Here is a 24,237-nt window from a genome sequence, read left to right as displayed (position 1 = left end):
CTTGGATGTTTTTTTTTGGAAAGATATATAATATATAACAGAGTTTTGAATGAATTAGTACCAACGTTTCTTTTTCTTTTTAGAAGCAGCACTTTTTCGACCTTTTTTATGTTTGCTTCCTGTTTTTTTAGATGTATGAATAATTGGTTTTACTTTTGGATCTAGAGGGTAAGGATGATCTTCAATAATATCCAACTGCAATTGAATAAGTTGTTGAATGATTTTTATATAATTCTTCTCATCAGCAGAACAAAATGAATGAGCAATTCCCGAATTCCCTGCTCTTGCAGTTCTGCCAATGCGATGCACATAAGTTTCTGGGATGTTTGGTAAATCAAAATTCACTACTGCATCTAAATCATTTATATCAATACCACGCGCTGCAACATCGGTAGCAACTAAAATATTCACGTCTGCTTTTTTGAATCTATTTAAAGCCTCTTGTCTTGCAGTTTGACTCTTATCCCCGTGAATACAATCTACCTTATAACCATTTTTTAAAAGTGTTTTTTCTAATTTATCAACACCAAATTTTGTACGTCTAAATATGATGATATTACCTTTAATAGTATTTCTTAGCAGATGCAAACACAATTCAATTTTATTTCTTTTTGGAACATAATATAAAAGTTGTGCTACATTTTTTGAAGTTGAAGAATTTTGAGCTACTTCAACACGCTCAGGAGTATTCAAAATAGAATTAGCTAATTGCTCAACTTTATAAGGAATAGTTGCCGAAAATAAAAGTATCTGCTTTTCTCTTGTGCATAAGCGTTCAATTTTCCTTACATCATCTATAAAACCCATATCCAGCATTAAATCAGCTTCGTCTAAAACAAGCGTTTCAACATAATCTAAATTAACTATATCTTGTTTATGTAAATCCAATAAACGACCTGGAGTTGCAATTAAAATATCAACCCCTTTTTTAAAACATCTTTTTGGGGTTCTATTGAAGTGCCACCATTTACAACAGTAGTTCTTAAATTAGTGTAAGTGTTGTAAGTTTTAAAATTAGTTTCAATTTGAATAGCCAATTCTCTGGTTGGACTAACAATTAAAGCTTTTATTGTCTTACCTTTTTTTGGTGCATCTTGTTGATCTAATAATGATTGTAAAATAGGAAGTGCAAAAGCTGCAGTTTTACCAGTTCCGGTTTGAGCAGAAACAATTACATCTTTTTTATCTAAAACCAGCGGAATAGTTTTTTCTTGAACTAGAGTAGGATTATCATATCCAGCTTCAGCAACAGCACGTAAAATGGGTTTACTTATTTTTAAATCTTTAAAAGACATTTATTTGTAATTTGCCGCAAAGATATAACAAACAAGTCCAAAGCTACTTTAAAAGATTTCAGTTTATCTCTTTTTCGTTTTGGTAAAGCATTGTTATGCATTATTAATTTAATGTGGTTTTGATTTTTTCTTTGTTATAAAACAAATCAAATAATTGCCATGTACTAATGCTGTTCTTGGCTTTTTCAACCAACTCTAAGGTGTCGCCAGTTTTTACATAGCCTTCTTCTAGAATACGAATATATGTTCCAGAATAACCATGATCTATAAATTGTTTTAAAGCACGTTGATTTCCAAGCTTCACGCCAAACTTAAAGCAGGGTTCGCGGGTTGTGTTACTTGAACTAAGGTATTCCCAATTTCATAAATATCACCAATATGAATCTCTTTTTCATTTAATCCAGAGATAGTAAGGTTTTCTCCAAACATACCGAATTCCCAATCTAAATTTGGATATAAATCTTTCCAGTAATTATATTGATTTTCAGAAAACAAATAACATGCTTTAAATTGTCCACCATGTACGTTTCTATCTGAAATTTCATCATTTTGTACACCTTGATTTCCTAGTAAAATTGGATGATTTACTGGTTTTTTATAAATACCTGTTGTTTCTTCTTTACCATTCCAAATGATGGTGGTTGGTTTTGCTATGTTGGTTGAGGTTATTTTCATGTAATAAAAATAAGTAAAATCATTATTTAACTTGAGTTCAATTTAGGGATATTCTTTTTTTAAGTAATTAAATTTGGATCGTCTATAAAACCAATAGATTTAAAAAAATTGACTGTATTCATCCTGATATTAAAAATTAATTTTGATTAATTCTTGATCATGTTTGTGGTTGTATAGAACTCAAATTATTTACTTATCATCATAGGAACAAGATTGAAAATAATTTTGGAGATTAAAATTCCTATCTTTAAACATATCGTTTAAAATTTTATAGTTCTTAATTCTATCAATTCGAAAAGCTCGATAATCATCACGTAAATGACACCAAGCAATAAGAATCCATTTATGATTAGTAGCATAAAATGCGTAAGGTTCTATTTTTCTGAATGAACTATTGTTTTCGTTTGCCTTTTGGTAGTTGAGTTCAACAAAATTTAAATTGGTAATAGCTAATTGAATTTCAGAAAGAGCATTACTAGATATATTCTCATAATTGTTGTTAAATACATGAATATTACTTTCTAGACGTTCACTTTTTTCTTGAACAGATGTTCTAAAAACAGATTTAATTTTAATGATAGCTTCTTTAAAATCATTAACAAATGACTCATCTTTAGTTTGATTAACCAAGTGTTGTGCAGTAATTATAGCATTAGCTTCTCTCTCGGTAAATTGTACTGGAGGTACTGTATAGCCGTCCATTAATGAGTAGCCTTTGCCTTCGATGGTAGTTATAGGTATTCCCGCTTCTTCTAATTTTCTTATGTCTCTATATATTGTTCTTACACTTACGTCAAACTTTTTAGAAAGTTCAGGGGCTGTTAAAATGCGTTTAGATTTTAATAGTGTAAGTGTTGCTATGAGTCTTGATAATTGAGGCATAATAACAAAGATAGCGAACCTTATAAAATTCGCTATCCTATTAGTTTTTTAGTTACATCCAAGAATGGAATGCAATTCTGTTACCCTCTGTATCTATAAATTGTGCCATAAAACCATTTTCACCTATGTCCGTCTTGGGCATAATTACTTTACCTCCAGAAGATTCTATTTTACCTAATGCAATGTTTAAATCTTCTCCTGCATTTAAGTAAATAGTTGGTCCATCAGTTGTAGGCTTTATCTCAGTACTTTCAATAAGTCCACCACCAACACCATTGTTGTCATTATCATAAGGGAACATGCCATATTTTATGTTTTGTTCTGGCATATGGTGATCTTTTATTTCAAGATCCATAACTGTGTTGTAAAATTGTTTAGCTCTTTGGTAATTTTTTACTGGGATTTCAAACCAGCTAATTGCATGTTTCATTTTTTAAATTGATTTGTTTGTTAAACTTACATGCAAAAGTATTCGGGTTTAAGTCATAATGTGTCAGGGGTAAACTTTAGTTTAGCTATTTTTTAATACTAGTTTTATATATAAAAAATTACACTTTGTTAAAAAGGTTTTTAACCTCAGGTTTTGTTAATTCTACTAAAGTAAAAACACCTAATAGAATTCCAAGAATTCCTGTAAGGCAGTTTACAACAGCAATAGCAAATATAAAATTGTAGTTTTTAACCTCTTTTAGATATTTAGAAGCTAATAGCGTTAATATGCCAAAAGCAATAGAGATTATAAAACCAATACTGCCAATTATTATAAAAATCCAACCAAAATTAAATGGTAATTCATTGTTTGCTTCTGAGTGTTCTATGGCAGCACTAAAAAATAATCCCATACAGGCGTAAAACACAAAAAATAATGAAAAGCATAAGGTTAAAATGCCTTTAATGAGGAATAAAATTCTGAAGGTGTTTAGGTTGTAAGGAGTCACTTGCATTTTAGCTTTTTGTTTTTGATGGAAAGTTTTTCAATATGTTTTAACTAAAATAACTAATTTTTTATGCAAACTCAAGCTTTAAATTTCATAAGAAAACACTCTGTATTCATAATCTTTTTTTTAAAACGAAAAAACAAATGATTTAATTTACAGAAATAAGCTCTACATCAAAAATAAGTACAGCTCCTCCAGGAATACTCCCTCTACCAGAGCTGCCGTAACCAAGGTGTGCAGGAACCAATAAGATGCCGCTGCCTCCTTCTTTAAAATAGGTGATACCTTCTGTCCAACCAGCAATTACACGTTGTAAACCAAATGAAATTCCAGAGGCATCACTTTCGTCAAACACATTTCCGTTTGTGAAATAGCCTTTGTATGCAACAGTTACGTTGTCTGTAGTTGTAGGTTGTAAACCTGTTCCAGGTTGGTTTATAACATAATGTAAACCTGAGGTGCTTTTTTGGGCAGTTAAATTATTAGCGGCAATATAATCAGTAATTTCTTTTTCATTTTCGACTCTAAAATCGGTAATGGTTATATCATTATCAGATTTACAAGAGATGAATAAGATCATCATTAAAGTAATATATGTATATTTTTTCATAGTTTGTTTTTTAGAACACAAATATAACGAGAGCTTATTGTTTTGCAAAAAATAAAGATATTGTTTTTCATAAAGTAAATTAGCGTCTAATAGATTTCCATTAAAGTGAAACGACTTATAGTTTTTAATTTATGAGATTACTCACGTCCACTCTGAGATGGATGAGGATATGCCTTTTATATTTGTAGGCTAGAACAAAATAAAAAAAGCGCATACAATGTATGCGCTTCTACTTTTGCTATTAACCAATAAGGATTTACGAAATGTATACGTCTAAATATCAGTTATATATCAAATATATGATGATGCAGTAATAAAAAAATGATGTATGGTAATAAATATCAATTGTTTGATATTTCTTTTCTAATTCTACTCAGACTCTCTGTGGTAATGCCTAAATAAGATGCTATGTGGTAGTTTTTTAGATATTGCTCAACATTATGAAATGCCTTAATAAAGTTGATATAGCGCTCAGTTGCAGATTGCGATAAGTTTTCTAAAATCCGTTTTTGAAATCCTGCAAATGCACGTTCTAACTTAACTCTAAAAAATGATTCTATCTTGGGTATTTTAGAATATAACAACTCTTTGTCTTCTCTAGAAATCTTGTACAATGTAGCATCTTGCAGAACTTCTATAGTCATTATTGATTTTGATTTGGAAAAAAATGCTGTAAAATCACTAACCCACCAATCATTAAAACCAAACTGAACCGTATATTCTCTTCCATGAGAATCGATATGAAATGAGCGAAGACATCCATCTTGGATATAATATTGAACATCAACAATATCTCCAGCTTTAAGTAGAATTGAACCTTTTTTGTAGGTTTCTTTATGGAATACAGAATCTATAATCATTACTTCTTCATTTGAAAAAGTAAGATTATTAAAGATTTCTGTTGCTATTGATGTATTAGCATTCACCTTAAAGTTTATTAGGAACATTAAAGTACGAAAAATCGCTTAAAAATTATCTAATAATCGTTGTTCTATAAAATAAATTAGTCAATTTACTTAAAAAGCAAAAAAACCACCTTGTTTTCACAAAGTGGTTTTGATTTATATAGGATGCTGAACAGTTTCAGCGTGTAAACTTATTTAATCATCTCGTAGCTTCGTTTAATGAAGTTTGTAAGCTCTTCACCTTTTAATAAACCTTGAGATAATCTTGCCAAGTCTAAACTCTGCGTAATTAGTCTTTCTTGTTTCTTTTTAGTTTTAGTACCTAAAATTTCACCGACTAATTCAGAGTTTGTGTTAACTACTAGGTTGTACATTTCGGGCATACTACCAAACATGTTCATACCGCCTCCGCCGCCTGTAGCTTGCATTTCTTTCATTCTACGCATAAATTCTGGTTGCGTTATAGTAAAAGGCGATTCGTTACTATCCATGGCTTCCAATTGCACTGTGAATTTTTCAGAAGGAATGACTTCTTTTAACAATTCATCTAAAGCTTTAGTTTGATCTTCATCTAATTTAGAAATGGTGTTTTCATCTTTCTTAATTAAATTATTCACATGGTCGCCATCAACTCGAGCAAACGTAATGTTTTCTTTAGTGCTTTCTAATTTTTGGATAAGATGTGAAACAATTGGAGAATCTAATAACAACACCTCGTAGTCTTTAGCTTTAGCAGATTCTATGTAACTGTGTTGTGCATCTTTATCTGAAGCATAAAGAATTACTAATTTACCATCTTTATCCGTTTGATTTGCTTTTATCTTGTTGAATAACTCCTCGTAAGTATAGTATTTACCATCAACTGAAGGGTATAAAGCAAAGGCATCTGCTTTTTCAAAGAATTTTTCTTCAGAAAGCATACCGTATTCAATCACGATTTTAATATCGTTCCACTTTGCTTCAAAATCTTCACGGTTATTATTGAATAACGATTTTAATTTATCTGCAACTTTTCTTGTGATGTAAGATGATATCTTTTTAACTGCACCATCTGCTTGTAAATATGAACGCGATACGTTTAATGGAATATCTGGAGAATCAATAACTCCACGAAGCATGGTTAAAAACTCAGGAACAATACCTTCAACATTATCAGTTACAAAAACTTGGTTTGGTATAGCTGGATTTTATCCTTCTGCATTTGTATGTCGTTAGACATTTTTGGGAAGTATAAAATACCTGTTAAGTTAAACGGGTAATCTACGTTTAAGTGAATGTTGAATAACGGCTCTTCAAATTGCATTGGATACAATTCTCTGTAGAAACCACTATAATCTTCATCTTTTAAATCAGCTGGTTGTTTTGTCCAAGCTGGATTTGGATTATTAATTATGTCATCAACAGTAATTTGTTTGTGCGGTTCTGTAGTTTCCTTACCGTCTTTATCTTTAGTAGTTTTTGGCTCATGCTCTGGGTCGTTAACTTCCTTAGTTCCAAATTTAATTGGAATAGGCATAAACTTGTTGTACTTGTTTAACAACTCGCGAATACGAGACTTTTCAAGAAATTCAGTTGAATCTTCAGCAATATGAAGTATAATTTCTGTACCTCTTTCTGTTTTGTCTGAAGCTTCTAAAGTAAACTCAGGAGAACCGTCACATGTCCAATGTGCAGCAGGTTCATCTTTAAAAGATTTTGTAATAATTTCTACTTTATCAGCAACCATAAATGCTGAGTAGAAACCTAGCCCAAAATGACCAATAATTCCAGAGTCTTTAGCCGAATCTTTATACTTATCTAAAAACTCTTCAGCTCCAGAAAAAGCCACTTGATTGATGTATTTTTCAACTTCATCAGCTGTCATACCTAAACCTTGGTCAGAGATATGAAGCTTCTTTCCATCTTTATCAATTTTAACTTCTATTTGAGGGTTGCCATATTCCACTTTGGCATCACCAACATTAGTTAAATGTTTTAGCTTTAAAGTGGCATCAGTAGCGTTACTTATTAACTCACGTAAAAAGATTTCGTGGTCGCTATACAAGAATTTTTTAATGAGTGGGAAGATGTTTTCTACCGATACATTAATGTTTCCTTTTGTCATAATATATATGTTTTATTCAATTTGTTATTATGATTCAGTAATAGACAACAAAAATGCCAATTGATGAAATATGACAAACTGACATTAAGGATTTGTGATTGTTGAATAACGATTTTTGAATTTTTGAAATGAAACGTTTGGAATTTGGATTTTTAATTATTGAAATTTGATGGTATTATTTTGTACTTTAGATATTCTAACTAAGTAGTGACATTATGTACAATTCAAAAATAATAGGACTAGGTAAATATGTTCCAGAAAATGTGGTAACAAACGATGATTTATCAAAAATGATGGACACTAATGATGAATGGATTCAAGAGCGTACTGGTATTAAAGAACGCCGATGGATAAAAGAAGGTTCTGAGGATACATCAGCAGTTATGGGAGCAAAAGCGGCTAGAATTGCTATTGAGCGTGCTGGTTTAACTAAAAATGATATTGATTTTATAGTATTCGCAACTCTAAGTCCAGATTATTATTTCCCAGGTTGTGGTGTGCAAATTCAAGATATGTTGGAGATGCCAACTGTAGGTGCTTTAGATATTCGAAATCAATGTACAGGTTTTGTATATGCGGTTGCTGTAGCAGACCAATTTATAAAAACTGGTATGTATAAAAATGTGTTGGTTATAGGAGCCGAATTTCATTCTGGAGGATTAGAAAAGTCTACCAGAGGAAGAGGAGTCACTGTTATTTTTGGTGATGGTGCAGGAGCAGCAGTTTTAACTAGAACTGATGATAATACTAAAGGTGTATTATCATCGCATTTACATTCTGAAGGAAAATATGCTGAAGAATTAGTGGTTGAAGGACCAAGTATTAAGCATTGGGTGCCAGAAATTTTAGAAGCTAACGATCCTAATGATACTTCTTATTATCCTTACATGAACGGAACTTTTGTGTTTAAGCATGCGGTTGTACGTTTTAGCGAGGCTATAGTTGAAGGACTTCAAAAAAATAATTTACAAAAAGAAGATATTGACATATTAATTCCGCATCAAGCGAATTTGAGAATTTCTCAATTTATTCAAAAGAAATTTGGTTTGCGAGACAATCAAGTTTTTAATAACATTCAAAAATACGGAAATACAACTGCTGCATCTGTTATTATAGCCCTAACTGAAGCTTGGGAAGAAGGAAAATAAAAGATGGCGATACGGTTGTATTGGCAGCCTTTGGAAGCGGCTTTACTTGGGGAAGTGTAATTATAAAGTGGTAAATCTTATTTAGGCAGAAATCTATTTTTTGATTTAGAAATAGAATAAAAATCAAAAATCCGAAACTGGTATTTTGATACAGTTTCGGATTTTTTTATGCTATTTACCAACTAACTTCAATTAACACAAATTTTGAAAGAGAAGCCTCTATAAATAGTTAGATGATAATAGCAAAAAATAAATGTATTTTACGGTATTGTCATCTAGTTAATACTAAACAAAACTCGAAATACAAGATTTCGAGTTTTAATGTGTAAACACACTAACCGTTTAATCAATTGTTTTTAAAAGCGACTAACTCAAATAATTATTAATACGGTTTTTGGTTATAGTAAGTTAACGATTTTGATTTATAAATATTGCTTAAACTCGTTGATTTTAACGTTTTTAACGTTTTAATGTTTTTTGCAAAAGCAAAACTCCAAAGCTTACACTTTGGAGTTTTATTCAATAACCTTTATATAACACTAACCATCAACTATTATAAGGTTACTAAATTTATGTTTTAAAAACCGCCACCACCGGCCGATTTTTCGTCATTATCTCTTCTTTTACGTGATTTAGCACGATATTTTCCACCTCCAAATTTATAGGATAATCCAAGGGAGAATGTTCTAAACTCTGGAAAAAACATAGCTTCTTGATCAAAAGGCCTTTCACTAACTATAGAGATTCTTTGAGTATCAAATACGTCATTAAAGCTAAGACTCAAAGTAGCCTTGTTATTTGGAAGAAAGGAATATCTAGCTCCAAGATTAACAAAATACATAGGGTCTACTTCAAAATTTAGTCCAGTATTTTTTCCACGGTACATACCAAAAGCAGTAAATGATAATTTTTTACTTACACTAAAATTATTAAAAACTCTAAAGTTCCAGATTACATTATCCACCTGTACGGTTTCTTGAACGATGTCATTTTCAGTTGGATTTGTTAGTGTAGGATCTATACTTTCAGCGATACCTTTTTGGGTTTGAGAATATAAATCGAAACTAGCATTTAAACTCCACCATTTTGTGGGACGATAATTACTTGATAATTCTAAACCATAAGCACTAGTATTACTAAAATTGTCAAAAGTTAAAATGAATCTATTTGATGATAAATCAGATCTATCAACTTTAACCGCTCTATTAATCTCATCTTCAATAAGCCTGTAAAATACACCTCCAGTAATACTTCCTTTTTTGAGATTTTTTGTGTAATTTAACTCTACTGAATTTGTAAATTGCGGTTCAAGTGATTGATTACCAAAATTTGACACCAATGGTGTATTCCATTGCGGGATAGGGTTTACTTGACCAACACCAGGTCTGTCAATCCTTCTACTATAGCTTACTTGATATGAGTTTTTTTCAGAAGGATTAAATGTTAAAAAAATTGATGGGTAGACTTGAAAATAGTCGTTTTCAAAAGGAATAATAGTCTCATCGTTTACTGATAAATCGGTTTCAATAGCAATGGCATCAACATTTACACTTTCTACTCTTAATCCTAATTGATAAGACCACTTTTCTAATTTTTTATTATAATTTCCATAAGCAGAATAAATATTTCTTTTATAGGTGTAATCAGTAATACTAGGAATGTAATCTCCATCTTCATTTCTTGTACGGGCGTCAGATTCATAGATGATTTCATTATCAAATAATCTTGCTTGTAAACCAATTTCTAATTTTGAATTATCAGATACAGGGTCAATATAATCAAGATTTATGGTAGTTCGCTTTCTGTCTGTATCGGTGAATTCTATGAAATCTGGGCGGGTGATATTTCCAATTTGATTATTATCGGTATCAGTATTATTATCAAACTGATTATGATCAATTTCTAACTCAATATTCTGTCCGTCTTTATTGAAGTCTAATTTATAATCAAAATTATATTGCCTAGATGAATTTTCATTTATAGAATTTGTACGCTGACCTTGATTATTACCCATATTATCGTTAAATATCAAATCGGCATTCGAATCATTTAATCCATCAAAGCTATTTTGTCCTGTGAAAAAGGAAATAGTATTCTTGTCGTTTAAATAATAATCTACACCTACCTTGTACAAATGAGACTTATTGTTGTTTAATAAATTAATCATTTGAAAAGAATTGTTTTCTATTTGAGCAATTCTACCATTATTGACCCCTTTATTAATATTATTACCGTAATTCCCAAATAAATTTAATTTTCCATTACGGTAGTTCATATTTATAGAGCTATTAAACTTGGCTTCTTTTTGATGTCTTACACCAAGATTAAGACCACCATTAAAACCAATGTTTATGTTTTTGTGCAGAATAATGTTAATTAGTCCACTCATACCTTCAGGATTATATTTGGCTGATGGATTAGTAATTAGTTCTATTTGTTTAATAGAAGAAGAGGGTAATTGTTGAAGAAGTTGAGCTGTTGGAATGTTTGATAGTTTCCCGTCAACCATAACTTGAACATTTTGATTGCCTCGTAAGCTAATATCTCCAGTTTGTGCATCTACATTAATAGAAGGGACAACCGTCATAATTTCTGTAGCGGTTCCCATATTTGCTAAATCTTTACCTACATTAATTACTTTTCTATCAACTTTTTGTTGGATGGTTGAAACTTCAGCAATTACTGTAACTTCATCTAACCCTTCAATGTCTTCTTCAAGAAAAATATCCCCAAGATTTACGTTATAACTCCCTCTTTTTAAAGTAATATTCTTATTATATGTTTTGTAGCCAATATATAGAATACTTACAGTAACATCACCTTCTTCAATTTTTTCAATTTTAAAGGTTCCATCATCTAAAGTAATACCTCCTGTTAGAGTTACGCCATTAGAATCTTTAACAATAATGTTTACATAAGGTAAGGGTTGCCGTAATTTTGCGTCTAAAACTTTACCGGAGATAGTACCTGTTTTGGCTTCGTTTGGTTCTGGTATATTGGCATAAGCTGATGTTGAAAATAAAGTGATACATAGCAAGCCAAAGAAAATAGCTTTTCTCATTTGTAGTGATTATTTTGATTGATGATGATTGTTGTTAACAAATAGACGTCTCTTTTATAATTATGTTACTACATTTAACAAAAAATTAATTTTTTTAACATTTATGAATAAGAAAACATTGGTTCTTGGCGCCTCACTAAAGCCAAATAGATATTCTAATTATGCCATTCAAAGGTTAGTTGTAAATGCTGTTGATGTAGTAGCGTTTGGTTTAAGAGAAGGAGAGATTTCAGGTATACCCATAGATACTGAATTGGTTAATTATACAGCTATCCATACTGTAACTTTATATTTAAACCCAAGACGTCAAAAGGAATATTATGATTATGTAGTGTCGCTAAATCCAGAACGCGTAATCTTTAACCCTGGAACAGAAAACCCTGAATTTTACGAGGTTTTAAAAAAGAATAATATTGAGTTTGAAGCCGCTTGTACTTTAGTGTTGCTTTCTACGAATCAGTATTAATCCAAGGAAGGTTATTAATCCATTAAGCGGTAATATTTCCCAATGGAATTGATATTTCCCAATAATAGTTTCTGGTAAAGATGTTAAGGCAAAACTAATCACTATTGATAATAGTGCAATTATCCATGCATATTTGTCTATAATTTGATATTTAGTAAGAATACCAAAAGCGAACAATCCTAACAATGGACCATAAGTAAAAGTGGCGAATTTAAATAGATTGCCAACCACATTTCCTTCTAAATTATTAAAAATAATTACAACAATTATCAATAAGATTGAAACCCCAATATGGACTTTTTTACGCAAAGGTTTTTGGGTTTCTTTTGACTTTTGATGGATGTTTAAAAAATCTACAGAAAAAGAGGTAGTAAGTGATGTTAAAGCACTATCGGCGCTAGAATAAGCTGCAGCAATTAGTCCAATGATAAATGTAACCGATAATGCTTGTCCAAGACCTTGATTCATGGCGATTTCAGGAAATAATAAGTCTGTTCTTGTTCTGCCATCAACAACGGGAATATTTATCCCAAATTTTTCAGAATAAATAAATAAAAGTGCACCTAGAGATAAAAATATAAAGTTTACTATTACAAGTAAGGCAGCCATGGAAAACATATTCTTTTGAGCTTCTTTTTGATTTTTACAGGTTAGGTTTTTTTGCATCATATCTTGGTCTAAACCAGTCATTGCAATAGCAATAAATATGCCTCCAATAAAATACTTCCAGAAATAGGTTTTAGAATTTGGGTCGTCAAAAAAGAAGATTTGACTCTTTTGAGTAAACGTTTCTGACTGTAACGCTTCAAAAAATGTCCATTCTAATTTTTCATTAATTAAATAAATAGCCACTAAAACAGCAGTTAACATTGCTAAAGTTTGTATGGTGTCTGTCCAAATAATAGTTTTTATACCGCCTCTGTAAGTGTACAACCAAATAAGTAAAATTGATATAACAACCGTAGTCCAAAACGGAATTCCTATTCTTTCAAAAACAATGTATTGCATTGCTAGAGCAACTAAAAACAACCTAAAAGAAGCACCTGTAACTCTAGATAATAAAAAGAAAAACGCTCCAGTTTTATAACTCACTTTTCCAAAACGCTGTTCTAAATATTCATAGATGGAGGTGACATTAAGTTTATAATACAATGGTAATAAAACGATTAAAATAAATAAGTAGCCCACAAAAAAGCCAAAAACACCTTGCATATAGGCAAATTGCTGACCGCCAATCATTCCTGGAACCGAAATAAAAGTAACCCCAGAAAGCGAAGCCCCAATCATCCCAAAAGCTACTAAATACCATGGAGCAGTTTTATTCGCTTTAAAAAAGCTTCGTTAGAATCCTCCTTTCCTGTGAAGTAAGATATCAAAATTAAAACTACAAAGTAGGCAACTATTAAAAGCAGAATTTGTGTAGCACTCATAAATTATTTTTTTCAAGTTTTGAAAATACAATTATTAAATTTCAAAATCCAAGTAAAGCAAGCTATATTTAAATTGAATATTTAAAAGAATTGATGAAAATTAGCGAAATTCGTGACGAAGCAGTAATTTCGCAACTATGGAATTTTCTTCAAAATTGTTAGAGAATGCAGTCAACGAAATGTCGCAATTACCAGGCATAGGCAAACGTACAGCATTACGTTTGGTACTGCATATGTTACGACAGCCAAAGGAGCAAACTACTGCATTATCAGAAGCATTGGTTAGCATGAGAAATACAATTAAGTTCTGTAAATCTTGCCATAATATTAGCGATGTAGAGTTGTGTGAAATATGTGCAAACCCAAATAGAAACGAAAAATTAATTTGCGTTGTTGAAGATATTAGAGATGTTATGGCGATTGAAAGCACAGGGTCATTTAAAGGCTTATACCACGTTTTGGGAGGTAAAATTTCCCCTATTGATGGTATCGGTCCTCACGATTTAAACATTGTGTCTTTAGTGGATAAAGTAAAATCTGGAGCTGTAGATGAACTTATTTTTGCATTAAGTTCTACCATGGAAGGTGATACCACCAATTTTTATATTTTCAAACAAATTCAAGAATATAACATTACAACATCAACCATTGCTAGAGGAATTTCGGTAGGTGATGAGTTAGAATATACAGATGAAATTACCTTAGGCAGAAGTATTTTGAACCGTGTACCATTTGAATCCTCTTTAAAATTATAACAACTTTATTTGAAGCTTTCAGTTGTCATATTAAATTATAATGTGCGTTATTTTTTAGAACTCTGTCTAAAAAGTGTGCAAGCTGCTATTACTGATATAGATGCTGAAATTATAGTTGTTGATAATAATTCTGGAGATGAAAGTTGTCAAATGGTAAAGGATTTATTTCCAGAAGTCAACCTCATTGAAAATAAAGAAAACTCAGGGTTTTCCAAGGGAAATAATATTGGCGTAGCACAATCTAAAGGCGAGTATTTGTGTATTTTAAATCCAGATACAGTTGTTGCTGAAGATACGTTTATAAAGCTACTTGAGTTTTGTAAGGACAAAAAGAAACTTGGAGCAGTAGGGTGTAAACTGATAGATGGGACAGGCAATTTTTTGCCTGAAAGTAAACGCAATGTACCTGTTGTAAGTGTCGCTTTAAAAAAGATTATAGGGAACTCAAAACGCTATTATGCAAATCATTTAACTGAAAATGAATCTGGTAAAATAGAGGTTTTAGTTGGTGCTTTTATGTTTTTGAAAAGGCAAGTGTACCTTCATGTTGGCGGTTTTGATGAAGATTATTTTATGTACGGGGAAGATATAGACTTATCCTATAAAATAACGAATGCTGGTTATCAAAACTATTATTTTGGAGTAACTAGTGTGATTCATTTTAAAGGGGAGAGCACATTAAAAGACAAAAAATATGCTGAACGTTTTTATGGCGCAATGCAAATATTCTACAAAAAGCATTTTAAAAAAAGTCTGTTTTTTGATACGCTAGTTTGGTTCGGGATTAAAATAATACCACTCATTAAAAAAATAAAAAACATAACACAAAGTCTGTTTTTCAATATGTTTTAATCTCTAATACTAAGTTTGAAAATTTAGAGTCTGTGTTACCAAAACAACTTTTGGTTAAAAATAAAGTTGGCAATTTTGAAAATGGAACTGAATTAATATTTGATAATAATATATTGACTTTCAATGAAATAATTAGTCATATAGAAGAGCATTCAAAACAAAGAACATTGACTTTTAAGATATTGCCAAAAAATTCTAATTTCATATTAGGAAGTAATAGCGCTAATGGTAAAGGGGGAGTAATTAGTTTTTAAGGGGTTTTGTTGTAGATAATTTAACAGAATTGATGATTTTTAGTTAATTTTGCAATCGGAATAAAAAATAAAGGCTTTAATTAAAGAAATGGCAAAGTTTGAATTGACATTACCGAAAATGGGAGAGAGTGTTGCTGAGGCAACTATAACGTCTTGGTTGAAAGAAGTTGGTGATACTATCGAGTTAGACGAAGCAGTTTTAGAAATTGCTACAGACAAAGTAGATAGTGAAGTGCCAAGTGAAGTTGAGGGTGTTTTAGTTGAAAAGCGATTTAATGTAGATGATGTTGTTCAAGTTGGCCAAGTTTTGGCGGTTATTGAAATTGAAGGCGATGTGGATCAATTATCTAGTACTCCTGAAGAAGTTTTAAATGATTCTACTGAAACAGAAGCTGTTAGTCAGTTAACCGAAGGTATTGAAAAAGCTAAAGAAACAGCATCTGCTTCTACGCCTGCGATTTTAAGTGGAGAACGTTTTTATTCGCCTTTGGTTAAAAATATTGCAAAACAAGAAGGGATTGCTCAAGAGGAATTAGATACTATACCTGGAACTGGAAAAGAAGGTCGTGTTACAAAAAATGATATTCTAGGTTACATTGAAACAAGAGGGAAGTCGAGTGCACAAGCAAATACTTCTAAAAAAGAAGTTCAATTAGCTCCAGTTACATCTACTGAATTACCTAAAAAGCAAGATCCAAAACCAGTTGTTGTAAGTGGCGAGGATGAAATTGTTGAAATGACGAGAATGGGGAAACTCATTTCTCATCACATGACAGATTCTCTGCAAACTTCGGCACATGTACAAAGTTTTATAGAAGCCGATGTTACTAACATCTGGAATTGGCGTTTAAAAGTTAAGGATGGTTTCGAAAAAAGAGAAGGCGAAAAACTGACGTTTACGCCAATTTTTATGGAGGCTGTTGCAAAAGCGTTACGGGATTACCCTATGCTAAATATTTCAGTTGATGGAGACAAAATCATCAAAAAGAAACATATAAACTTGGGTATGGCTACCGCACTTGGTGATGGTAATTTAATAGTACCTGTAATAAAAGATGCAGACCAATTGAATTTGGTAGGCATGACAAAAAAAGTAAACGATTTAGCAAATCGTGCGCGAATAAATCAATTAAACCCTGATGATATTCAAGGAGGAACATACACGGTTACAAACGTAGGTTCTTTTGGAAGTATTATGGGAACTCCAATTATTAATCAGCCACAAGTTGGGATTTTAGCTTTAGGTGCTATTCGAAAAGTACCTGCCGTTATTGAAACTTCAGAAGGCGATTTTATAGGTATCCGTTACCGTATGTTTTTATCACATTCTTATGATCATAGAGTGGTAAATGGGGCTTTAGGTGGTATGTTTGTAAAAGCTGTTAAAGATTATTTGGAGGCATGGGATAGTGATAGAGAGGTTTAAATTCAATTAAATTAAATAATTATAAAGTTAAGCCTAACCTGGAACGGTTGGGTTTTTTTATTTTTACAAAAAATAAGAATCAATCAAAATATAGTAATGCAATTAAACCTCACAAAACCTATCTGTTTTTTCGATTTAGAAACCACAGGAATTAGTATCACAAGCGATAGAATTGTAGAAATTTCAATTCTGAAAGTACATCCTAATGGTAAGGAAGAAAGCCATACTTGGCTTGTAAACCCTGAAAGACCAATCCCAAAGGAGGTTACTGAAATTCATGGTATTTCTGATGAAGATGTGGCAGACAAACCAACTTTTAAAGAAATAGCAAAGGAAATTTATAATTTGATAAAAGATTCAGATTTGGGAGGTTTTAACTCTAACCGATTTGATATTCCACTTTTAGCAGAAGAAATGTTGCGAGCCGAAATAGATTTTGATATGAAAAGCACACAATCTGTCGATGTGCAGACTATTTTCCATAAAATGGAACAGCGTACATTAAGTGCTGCTTACAAGTTTTATTGCAATGAAAGTTTAGATAATGCGCATAGTGCAGCAGCCGATACAAAAGCTACTTACGAAGTTTTAAAAGCACAATTATCTCGATACGAAGAGCTGGAAAACGATACCAAGTTTTTGGCAGAGTTTAGTTCAAGAAAGAAATTTGCAGACTTTGCAGGCTTTATAGCATATAATAAAAAAGGAGAAGAATGTTTTTCTTTTGGAAAGCATAAAGGTAAATTGGTTACTGAAATTTTAGAAAAAGAACCTGGCTATTTTGGATGGTTGTTAAATGCAGATTTTCCGTTGTATACTAAAAAGGTATTAACTGCTATTAAATTGAGAAGTTTTAATAATAAGTTGGGATAGGTATATTTTGAAATTAGATAAACAAGCCGTAATTACGTTTTCTATTTTAGGTTTAATAATCCTGTTTTTGTTTAAAACATGTGATTCATCAATTACAAAAGGAGAACTCGAAGGGTGTTTTGTTTATAACAATAGTTTAAATGCTTACGATACATTGTTTGTGTTTAAGGATGGGACGTACAGTCAAAAACTATATGATTTGAATAAGAAATTAGTATATGAAAGTGCTAATGAATGGAAGTTTAGTGGAGCATCTCATGTTGATTTTTTAGATTTTCATCTTAATGATGATGCCAAAATATATCCTAATGCAGATTACACAAAAGTATTGATGTATTATTCTCTAGTAAAAGCTAAGGATTTTGGTACTATTAAATTAATATATAACCTAGATTTAGATAGACATTACAAAAAAATAGATTAAAAACACATTAACTAAAAGCGCAACAAATGGAAAAAATCTATATAATAGTAATAGCAATAGCACTTTTTGTAATCATCACTTTTTTTATTGGAAAATGACTAGTGGTTATGCTGAAAAGGAATATGGTAAAAAGATGTGGAAACAATGGGGAACAAAAACTTTTTATTGGAGTGGTGCATTTTTTATTAGTGGTGGAGTTACAGTTGCGATAATTTTTCTTTTAAAATGGGCAAATATTTTGACTTTTTAGAAGTCTAAAAACAAGACTAAAAAAGAATAGTTTTGGGTTGGATACTGACAATTGCAAACTCGCCCGCCCCTAGTGGTAACTGCCAAATAAAAATAAATAGACAAAACTCTTCGCGTCTTTGCGACTTCGCGAGAGAAAAAAGTAATAGTTTAAAATAATAATAGTAACCATAAAAATCCCCCTCTTTTTGGAGGGGCTAGGGAGGCTCATATGAAATTAATCTGCATAGGTAGAAATTACACAGAACACATTAAAGAACTAGAAAACGAAAAACCAACAGACCCTGTTGTGTTTTTAAAGCCTGATACTTCAATTCTATTAAAAAAACAACCGTTTTTTATTCCAGATTTTTCGGACGATGTGCATCATGAGGTTGAGGTTTTGGTAAAAATAAATAGAGTAGGTAAGCACATTGATAAGAAATTTGCACATAAATATTATGAAGAAATAGGACTTGGAATTGACTTTACAGCACGCGATTTACAGGCGCAGTTAAAAGCAAAAGGTTTGCCTTGGGAAAAAGCAAAAGCATTTGATGGTGCTGCTGTTGTAGGACAATGGATGTCTAAAAAAGAGGTTGCCGACATAAACCAAATTGAATTTTCTTTAAAAAAGAACGACGACATTGTACAAAATGGAAATACAAGCCACATGTTATGGAAAATTGATGAATTAATAGAATATGTGTCAAAATATTTTACTTTAAAGATTGGAGATATTATATTTACAGGCACGCCTGCTGGAGTTGGCAGGGTAGTTGCTAATGATAAATTAAGTGGATTTATAGGAAATAAAGAACTATTTTCCATAACAGTTAAATAAATGGAACAACATTATAAATTATTTAGAGTAAGAGAATTGGCCGATAACGATGAGGATTTTGTTATGGCTTTGGCAGCAACTTTTTTAGAGGAAGTACCAGAAGATGCAGAGCGTTTAAAAAAGGCAGTAGCCGAAAAAAATTATCAGGAGGCTTACCAAGCGGCACATAAAATGAAACCAACTATAGATTTATTTGAGTTGGGTGTATTAGATACTTTAATTGTGATACAAGACTGGGGAAAGTTTACAAAAACCGACCTTGATGTTACAAATGAATTGGATATTGTAATTACAGCCGTGGAGAACACCGTAACTGAAATTAAGTCTGATTTTGATTTGTAATGCTCGCAGAAATTATAACTATTGGCGACGAGCTACTTATTGGTCAGGTAATTGACACCAATTCTGCATTTATTGCACAGGAATTGAATAAAATAGGTGTTTCTATATACCAAATTACGTCTGTTCAAGATGATAAAACTCATATTCTACAAGCTTTTACTGATGCAGAACGTCGTGTAGATATTGTAATCATTACAGGAGGTTTAGGTCCCACAAAAGATGATATTACCAAAAAAACCATTGCTGAATATTTTAATGACACATTGGTAAGAGATGCTTCTGTATTAAAAAATATAGAAGATATCTGGAAACGCTATGTGCGCCAAACTTTGTTACAGGTTAATAAAGATCAAGCTTTGGTGCCTTCTAAGGCTACTGTTTTAATGAATGAGTTGGGGACTGCTCCAGGTATGTGGCTCGAAAAGGAGAAAAAACATTTGTTTCACTTCCAGGAGTGCCATTTGAAATGAAACAACTTATTCTTAATAAAGTCATTCCTAGAATAAAAGAAAAATACAAGTGCCCATTTATATATCATAAAACACTTTTAACCTATGGTTTGGGTGAAAGTACTTTGGCTAAACGGATAGAGGATTGGGAAGATGCGCTACCGGCTGATATTAAATTAGCCTATTTGCCAAACTTAGGAAGTGTAAGATTACGTTTATCCTCAAAAGGTTTTGATGCAGATGCCATTAAAAATGGCGTTGAAGCTGAAATTGAGAAAGTGTTACCATTAATAGAAGATGCTTTTGTAGGTTTTGAAGATGAAGAAAAGTCGCTTGAAGCCATCATCGCAAAACGATTAACTGAAAATGGCAAAACTTTGGCCATTGCAGAGAGTTGTACAGGAGGCAATGTTGCAGAACAATTTACCCAAAACTCTGGAGCTTCAGCTTATTTTAATGGAGGGGTTGTGACTTATGCAACTGAGTCTAAAATAGATGTTTTGGGAGTTTCTGAGCAGCTTATTAAAGCATATTCAGTAGTTAGTGCCGAAGTTGTGGAGGCTATGGCACAACAAGTACGTAAATTGTTTAAGTCAGATTATGGAGTAGCAACCACAGGAAATGCAGGGCCATCTAAAGGAGATTCTGATGCTGAGGTTGGCACGGTTTACATTGCTATTGCTACAAAAAATGGTGTAGTTTCAGAGTGTTTTATGTTGGGTTCTGCGCGCAAACGCGTCATTAAAAAAGCAGTAAATAAAGCACTAGAAATGCTCGAAAAAGAAATTTTAAAAAATTGATTTATTTTTAATTGTCATAATTCAAAGTTTTAGTATATTTGCACCTCGTTTTTAAGCAACAACAAATTTAAAGTTATAAAAGAATGTCAAGAGTTTGTGAACTTACAGGAAAGAAGGCAATGGTTGGAAACAACGTGTCTCATGCAATGAATAAAACAAAGCGCAAATTTCATGCGAATTTATTGAAAAAACGTTTTTACATTCCAGAAGAAGATAAGTGGATAACTTTAAAAGTATCATCTTCTGCTTTAAAAACGATTAATAAAATAGGGATTTCGGCTGCTATTAAAGAAGCTAAGTCTAAAGGATTTTTAAAATAATAGTCATAGTTAAGTAGTATAAAATGGCAAAAAGAGGTAATAGAATACAGGTAATTTTAGAATGTACAGAGCATAAAGCAACTGGAAAACCAGGAACTTCAAGATACATTACTACAAAAAATAAAAAAATACACCAGATAGAATGGAGTTAAAGAAATTTAACCCAATCTTAAAGCGTATGACAGTTCACAAAGAAATTAAGTAATACAGTTTTACACTCGTAAAGCTCATAAAGTATAAAAAGCCATGGCAAAAAAATCAGTAGCATCGTTACAAACAGGATCTAAAAGGTTAACCAAAGCTATAAAAATGGTTAAATCTCCAAAAACAGGAGCCTACATGTTTGTAGAATCAGTAATGAGTCCAGATAAAGTAAACGACTTCTTAAACAAGAAATAAACGTTTATTTTTTACAATATATAAAGCTGCTTTCTTTTAAGAGAGCAGCTTTTTTTATATTTACAATTCAAATTTTTATGACAATGTTTCAGGTTTAACTATCAGGCAAGAAAGTTGTTATGTATAATTTGGGCGTTTCCCTAACGGGTCGGGCTTTTCGCTTTATCTTTTTTGAGAAAAACAAAAAAGGATGCCGCTTCAATCCCTAACGCACTAGTTCGCATTTGGCGGTAATGAATAACCAATTTGTGCGCTATTTTTAAAACCAATAACCCGTTTTTGAGCTTTACAACTCAATAACTAACAACAATGTAAAGAATGAGTTTTTTCAAAAAAATATTCTCTTCAGAAAAAAAGGAAACATTAGATAAAGGCTTAGAAAAATCTAAATCCAGTTTCTTTGGTAAATTAAGTAAAGCAGTAGCAGGAAAATCTAAGGTAGATGATGAGGTTCTAGATAATTTAGAGGAAATACTTGTGACTAGTGATGTTGGTGTAAACACCACACTTAAAATAATAGAGCGCATTGAAGAACGTGTTTCAAAAGATAAATATTTAGGAACAGACGAATTAAATCAAATTCTACGCGAGGAAATAGCAGGCTTGCTTTCTGAAACAAATTCTGGCGAAGAAACAGAATTTACTATTCCAGAAGGAAAAAAGCCTTGTGTAATTATGGTAGTTGGTGTTAATGGTGTTGGTAAAACAACCACAATTGGTAAACTAGCAAGTCAGTTTAAAAAGCAAGGCTTAAAAGTAGTGCTTGGGGCTGCCGATACATTTAGAGCAGCAGCAATAGATCAATTACAAGTTTGGGCAGATAGAGTAGATGTGCCAATGATTCGTCAAGAAATGGGGAGTGATCCCGCATCAGTAGCTTTTGATGCTTTAGAATCTGGCGTAAATCAAGACGCCGATGTTATTATAATTGATACTGCAGGACGCTTACACAATAAAGTAAACTTAATGAACGAGTTGACTAAAGTAAAACGTGTGATGCAAAAAGTGGTTGATGATGCTCCACATGATGTGTTGTTAGTTTTAGACGGTTCAACAGGTCAAAATGCATTCGAACAAGCCAAACAATTTACAGCAGCAACCGAAGTAACATCATTAGCAGTTACAAAACTTGATGGTACTGCAAAAGGTGGGGTTGTAATTGGAATCTCAGACCAATTTCAAATTCCAGTAAAATACATTGGGGTAGGAGAAGGTATTGACGATTTACAAGTATTTAATAAATATGAGTTTGTGGATTCTTTTTTAAGTAAATCTTTTGTTATTCTTGCCAAGTTAGGAATCTATTTTAAATAAATATTGAAAGATTTTTTATCTCAGAAAAATTTAAGGGTAATAGCAATAATTATTCTTTTTTATGCTTTCATTGTAATTGGTAGTAATTTAGTTGGGTTAATTATTAATTATATAAACCTAAGTAAAAATCCGCTAATACCTAAATGCTTGATTAATTACATGGCATTTCCTATGTATTTCATAGTTCCTTTTTTTCTTACAATGATTGTTATGGTTTATAAAGATTTTAAAAATAAAATGCTAAATGTAAACCTTATATCAATCTGTTTTATTCTATCAGTTTTACATTATTTATTTAGTGGTTATTTAGAGTCGTTCATTATTTCATTTAGCCCATATGATGTGTCTAATCAATCAACTTATTAATCTCTCCCCAAAGTTCATTATCAAAACTACTAGGACCAAGTAGAGATTCTCCAGCATCATCTCCCATTCTAATAATAACTAATTTTTTACTAGGCACCACGTACATCTTTTGGTCATTTTTCCCCAAGCCAGCAATTAAATCATCGGGTGCATTTGTAATCAATTTGCCCTGAAATTCTATTGTTAAACCTGGACCTCTATAACTGTCTTTTCCGTTTAACCACCATAAATAACCATAGGCTTTGTTGTGGTTTTGAGAAGTGTTTGTCATCGCATTAAAATAATCAATATCATCTAAAATAGTAGTACCATTCCAAACACCTTTATTTAAATTCAATAATCCGAATCTAGCCATACTTCTTGCATTACTAAAGTATAATTTAAAATAACCAAACGGAATCCAAGAACCTTGCATCCCAATTTTACTTTTTAGTTTATCATTAAAATAAATATCAAAATCATTACCAACTGCATCAGCTACAATATTGTGAATAGAGGTGTAAGTAGCATTATGGTAATACCAAAAAGTATTAGGGTCTTCTTTGTAAATAAGACATTCAGGATCTGAACAATTATTATTTGGCACGGTGTAATCTAAACCAGTTGTCATGGTTAAATGATTCCAAATGGAAATATTGTCTTCTTGTGCTGCTGATAAACTGGTCCAACCTTTACCCAGGTAGGTATTGGAAGGTTCATTTATATTTAAAAAACCTTCTTTTTGTGCAATTCCAGTAGTAAAAGCAACAAGAGTTTTAGCGGCAGAATTCCATGGTAAATTAGAGCTAGCATTTTCGCCATTGCCGTACCATTCCACAACCATCTTACCATTTTTCAAAATTAAAAACGCTTTCGTGCCTTTACTTTCAACATAATTTAAAAGTGGTTGTAGTTCACTTTCATTCCAACCTAACTCAGAAATGCTTAATGTTTCCCAAGTATTTGAATTAACCGGAGGAAATATAACTCATCGTTATAAGGTATCATATTTACAGTATCATCATTTGATGCACAATTAAAGCATGATACAAGAACTAAAAAAATAAAATAAGGTAGCTTTTTCATAAGATAGGTTTC

Annotated in this window: 20 protein-coding genes and 7 pseudogenes; 16 read left to right on the top strand and 11 right to left on the bottom strand. The window is 31.7% G+C overall.

The features are described 5' to 3' along the window. Window positions 1-54: 54 nt before the first annotated feature. The 8 genes and pseudogenes from AC0L5U_RS08525 to htpG form a co-directional block, all read right to left on the bottom strand. Window positions 55-1,295 (bottom strand): annotated as a pseudogene (locus tag AC0L5U_RS08525) (DEAD/DEAH box helicase). A gap of 103 nt (window positions 1,296-1,398) precedes the next feature. Next, a pseudogene (locus AC0L5U_RS08520) lies at window positions 1,399-1,970 on the bottom strand (MOSC domain-containing protein). 189 nt (window positions 1,971-2,159) lie between these two features. Beyond that, on the bottom strand, window positions 2,160-2,852 hold the full coding sequence (locus tag AC0L5U_RS08515; RefSeq protein ID WP_473415827.1) for a helix-turn-helix transcriptional regulator: 693 nt from the start codon (window positions 2,850-2,852) through the stop codon (window positions 2,160-2,162). 52 nt (window positions 2,853-2,904) lie between these two features. Further along, window positions 2,905-3,282: a VOC family protein gene (locus AC0L5U_RS08510; RefSeq protein ID WP_473415826.1), complete on the bottom strand. Its 378-nt coding sequence runs from the start codon at window positions 3,280-3,282 to the stop codon at window positions 2,905-2,907. 118 nt (window positions 3,283-3,400) lie between these two features. Then, a complete protein-coding gene (locus AC0L5U_RS08505) occupies window positions 3,401-3,796 on the bottom strand; it encodes a hypothetical protein (protein ID WP_473415825.1) in 396 nt (131 codons plus the stop codon). A 142-nt stretch (window positions 3,797-3,938) separates the two neighbouring features. Then, window positions 3,939-4,400 carry an FKBP-type peptidyl-prolyl cis-trans isomerase gene (locus tag AC0L5U_RS08500; protein ID WP_473415824.1) on the bottom strand — a complete coding sequence of 154 codons (462 nt, stop codon included), beginning with the start codon at window positions 4,398-4,400 and terminating at the stop codon, window positions 3,939-3,941. Between the two features lie 341 nt (window positions 4,401-4,741). Then, a complete protein-coding gene (locus AC0L5U_RS08495) occupies window positions 4,742-5,326 on the bottom strand; it encodes a Crp/Fnr family transcriptional regulator (RefSeq protein ID WP_473415823.1) in 585 nt (194 codons plus the stop codon). A gap of 170 nt (window positions 5,327-5,496) precedes the next feature. Continuing rightward, window positions 5,497-7,409: pseudogene (gene htpG, locus AC0L5U_RS08490) on the bottom strand (molecular chaperone HtpG). Window positions 7,410-7,624: 215 nt separating this feature from the next. Between htpG and AC0L5U_RS08485 the strand changes: the two are divergent. Then, a pseudogene (locus AC0L5U_RS08485) lies at window positions 7,625-8,631 on the top strand (3-oxoacyl-ACP synthase III family protein). Window positions 8,632-9,134: 503 nt separating this feature from the next. Here AC0L5U_RS08485 and AC0L5U_RS08480 read toward each other — a convergent pair. After that, window positions 9,135-11,618: a TonB-dependent receptor domain-containing protein gene (locus AC0L5U_RS08480; protein ID WP_473415822.1), complete on the bottom strand. Its 2,484-nt coding sequence runs from the start codon at window positions 11,616-11,618 to the stop codon at window positions 9,135-9,137. Window positions 11,619-11,721: 103 nt separating this feature from the next. On the opposite strand from AC0L5U_RS08480, the gene AC0L5U_RS08475 reads away from it, so the two are divergent. After that, on the top strand, window positions 11,722-12,084 hold the full coding sequence (locus AC0L5U_RS08475) for a CoA-binding protein (protein WP_473415821.1): 363 nt from the start codon (window positions 11,722-11,724) through the stop codon (window positions 12,082-12,084). Here the strand turns inward: AC0L5U_RS08475 and AC0L5U_RS08470 are convergent. Then, window positions 12,055-13,514 (bottom strand): annotated as a pseudogene (locus AC0L5U_RS08470) (sodium:solute symporter). The gene AC0L5U_RS08475 and the pseudogene AC0L5U_RS08470 overlap by 30 nt on opposite strands. A 137-nt stretch (window positions 13,515-13,651) precedes the next feature. On the opposite strand from AC0L5U_RS08470, the gene recR reads away from it, so the two are divergent. The 14 genes and pseudogenes from recR (at window position 13,652) to ftsY (ending at window position 22,794) form a co-directional block, all read left to right on the top strand. Further along, window positions 13,652-14,269 carry a recombination mediator RecR gene (recR, locus tag AC0L5U_RS08465; protein ID WP_473415820.1) on the top strand — a complete coding sequence of 206 codons (618 nt, stop codon included), beginning with the start codon at window positions 13,652-13,654 and terminating at the stop codon, window positions 14,267-14,269. Window positions 14,270-14,278: 9 nt separating this feature from the next. Further along, window positions 14,279-15,121 (top strand): glycosyltransferase family 2 protein, encoded by an 843-nt coding sequence (locus AC0L5U_RS08460; RefSeq protein WP_473415819.1) that lies wholly within the window; start codon window positions 14,279-14,281, stop codon window positions 15,119-15,121. Window positions 15,122-15,153: 32 nt separating this feature from the next. Then, window positions 15,154-15,375 (top strand): hypothetical protein, encoded by a 222-nt coding sequence (locus AC0L5U_RS08455; protein WP_473415818.1) that lies wholly within the window; start codon window positions 15,154-15,156, stop codon window positions 15,373-15,375. A gap of 88 nt (window positions 15,376-15,463) precedes the next feature. Then, the gene (locus AC0L5U_RS08450; protein WP_473415817.1) at window positions 15,464-16,801 is read left to right on the top strand and encodes a dihydrolipoamide acetyltransferase family protein; all 1,338 of its coding nucleotides are present in this window, start codon (window positions 15,464-15,466) and stop codon (window positions 16,799-16,801) included. A gap of 96 nt (window positions 16,802-16,897) precedes the next feature. Then, the gene (locus AC0L5U_RS08445; RefSeq protein ID WP_473415816.1) at window positions 16,898-17,674 is read left to right on the top strand and encodes an exonuclease domain-containing protein; all 777 of its coding nucleotides are present in this window, start codon (window positions 16,898-16,900) and stop codon (window positions 17,672-17,674) included. A 7-nt stretch (window positions 17,675-17,681) separates the two neighbouring features. Next, a complete protein-coding gene (locus AC0L5U_RS08440; RefSeq protein ID WP_473415815.1) occupies window positions 17,682-18,098 on the top strand; it encodes a hypothetical protein in 417 nt (138 codons plus the stop codon). A 94-nt stretch (window positions 18,099-18,192) separates the two neighbouring features. Further along, window positions 18,193-18,348 carry a hypothetical protein gene (locus AC0L5U_RS08435; protein WP_473415814.1) on the top strand — a complete coding sequence of 52 codons (156 nt, stop codon included), beginning with the start codon at window positions 18,193-18,195 and terminating at the stop codon, window positions 18,346-18,348. 210 nt (window positions 18,349-18,558) lie between these two features. After that, a complete protein-coding gene (locus AC0L5U_RS08430; RefSeq protein WP_473415813.1) occupies window positions 18,559-19,170 on the top strand; it encodes a fumarylacetoacetate hydrolase family protein in 612 nt (203 codons plus the stop codon). Then, window positions 19,171-19,512, top strand: coding sequence for an Hpt domain-containing protein (locus AC0L5U_RS08425; RefSeq protein ID WP_473415811.1), 342 nt, complete (start codon window positions 19,171-19,173; stop codon window positions 19,510-19,512). Next, window positions 19,512-20,761 (top strand): annotated as a pseudogene (locus AC0L5U_RS08420) (competence/damage-inducible protein A). The gene AC0L5U_RS08425 and the pseudogene AC0L5U_RS08420 overlap by 1 nt, the downstream one beginning before the upstream one ends. Window positions 20,762-20,844: 83 nt before the next feature. Further along, entirely contained in the window at window positions 20,845-21,081 is a 237-nt protein-coding gene (gene rpmB, locus AC0L5U_RS08415) for a 50S ribosomal protein L28 (RefSeq protein ID WP_473415810.1), read from the top strand. Window positions 21,082-21,104: 23 nt separating this feature from the next. Then, window positions 21,105-21,286 (top strand): annotated as a pseudogene (rpmG, locus tag AC0L5U_RS08410) (50S ribosomal protein L33). A 41-nt stretch (window positions 21,287-21,327) separates the two neighbouring features. Beyond that, a complete protein-coding gene (locus AC0L5U_RS08405) occupies window positions 21,328-21,480 on the top strand; it encodes a DUF4295 domain-containing protein (protein ID WP_473415808.1) in 153 nt (50 codons plus the stop codon). Window positions 21,481-21,798: 318 nt separating this feature from the next. Continuing rightward, window positions 21,799-22,794 (top strand): signal recognition particle-docking protein FtsY, encoded by a 996-nt coding sequence (gene ftsY, locus AC0L5U_RS08400; RefSeq protein WP_473415806.1) that lies wholly within the window; start codon window positions 21,799-21,801, stop codon window positions 22,792-22,794. A 346-nt stretch (window positions 22,795-23,140) separates the two neighbouring features. On the opposite strand, the gene AC0L5U_RS08395 is transcribed toward ftsY, so the two are convergent. Further along, window positions 23,141-23,998 carry a serine hydrolase domain-containing protein gene (locus AC0L5U_RS08395; RefSeq protein ID WP_473415805.1) on the bottom strand — a complete coding sequence of 286 codons (858 nt, stop codon included), beginning with the start codon at window positions 23,996-23,998 and terminating at the stop codon, window positions 23,141-23,143. Window positions 23,999-24,237 lie beyond the last annotated feature (239 nt).

Source organism: Jejuia sp. G7-7 (genome assembly GCF_055808955.1).
The sequence above is the reverse complement of the archived record's forward strand: the minus strand, read 5'-3'. Positions and strand labels throughout refer to the sequence as shown.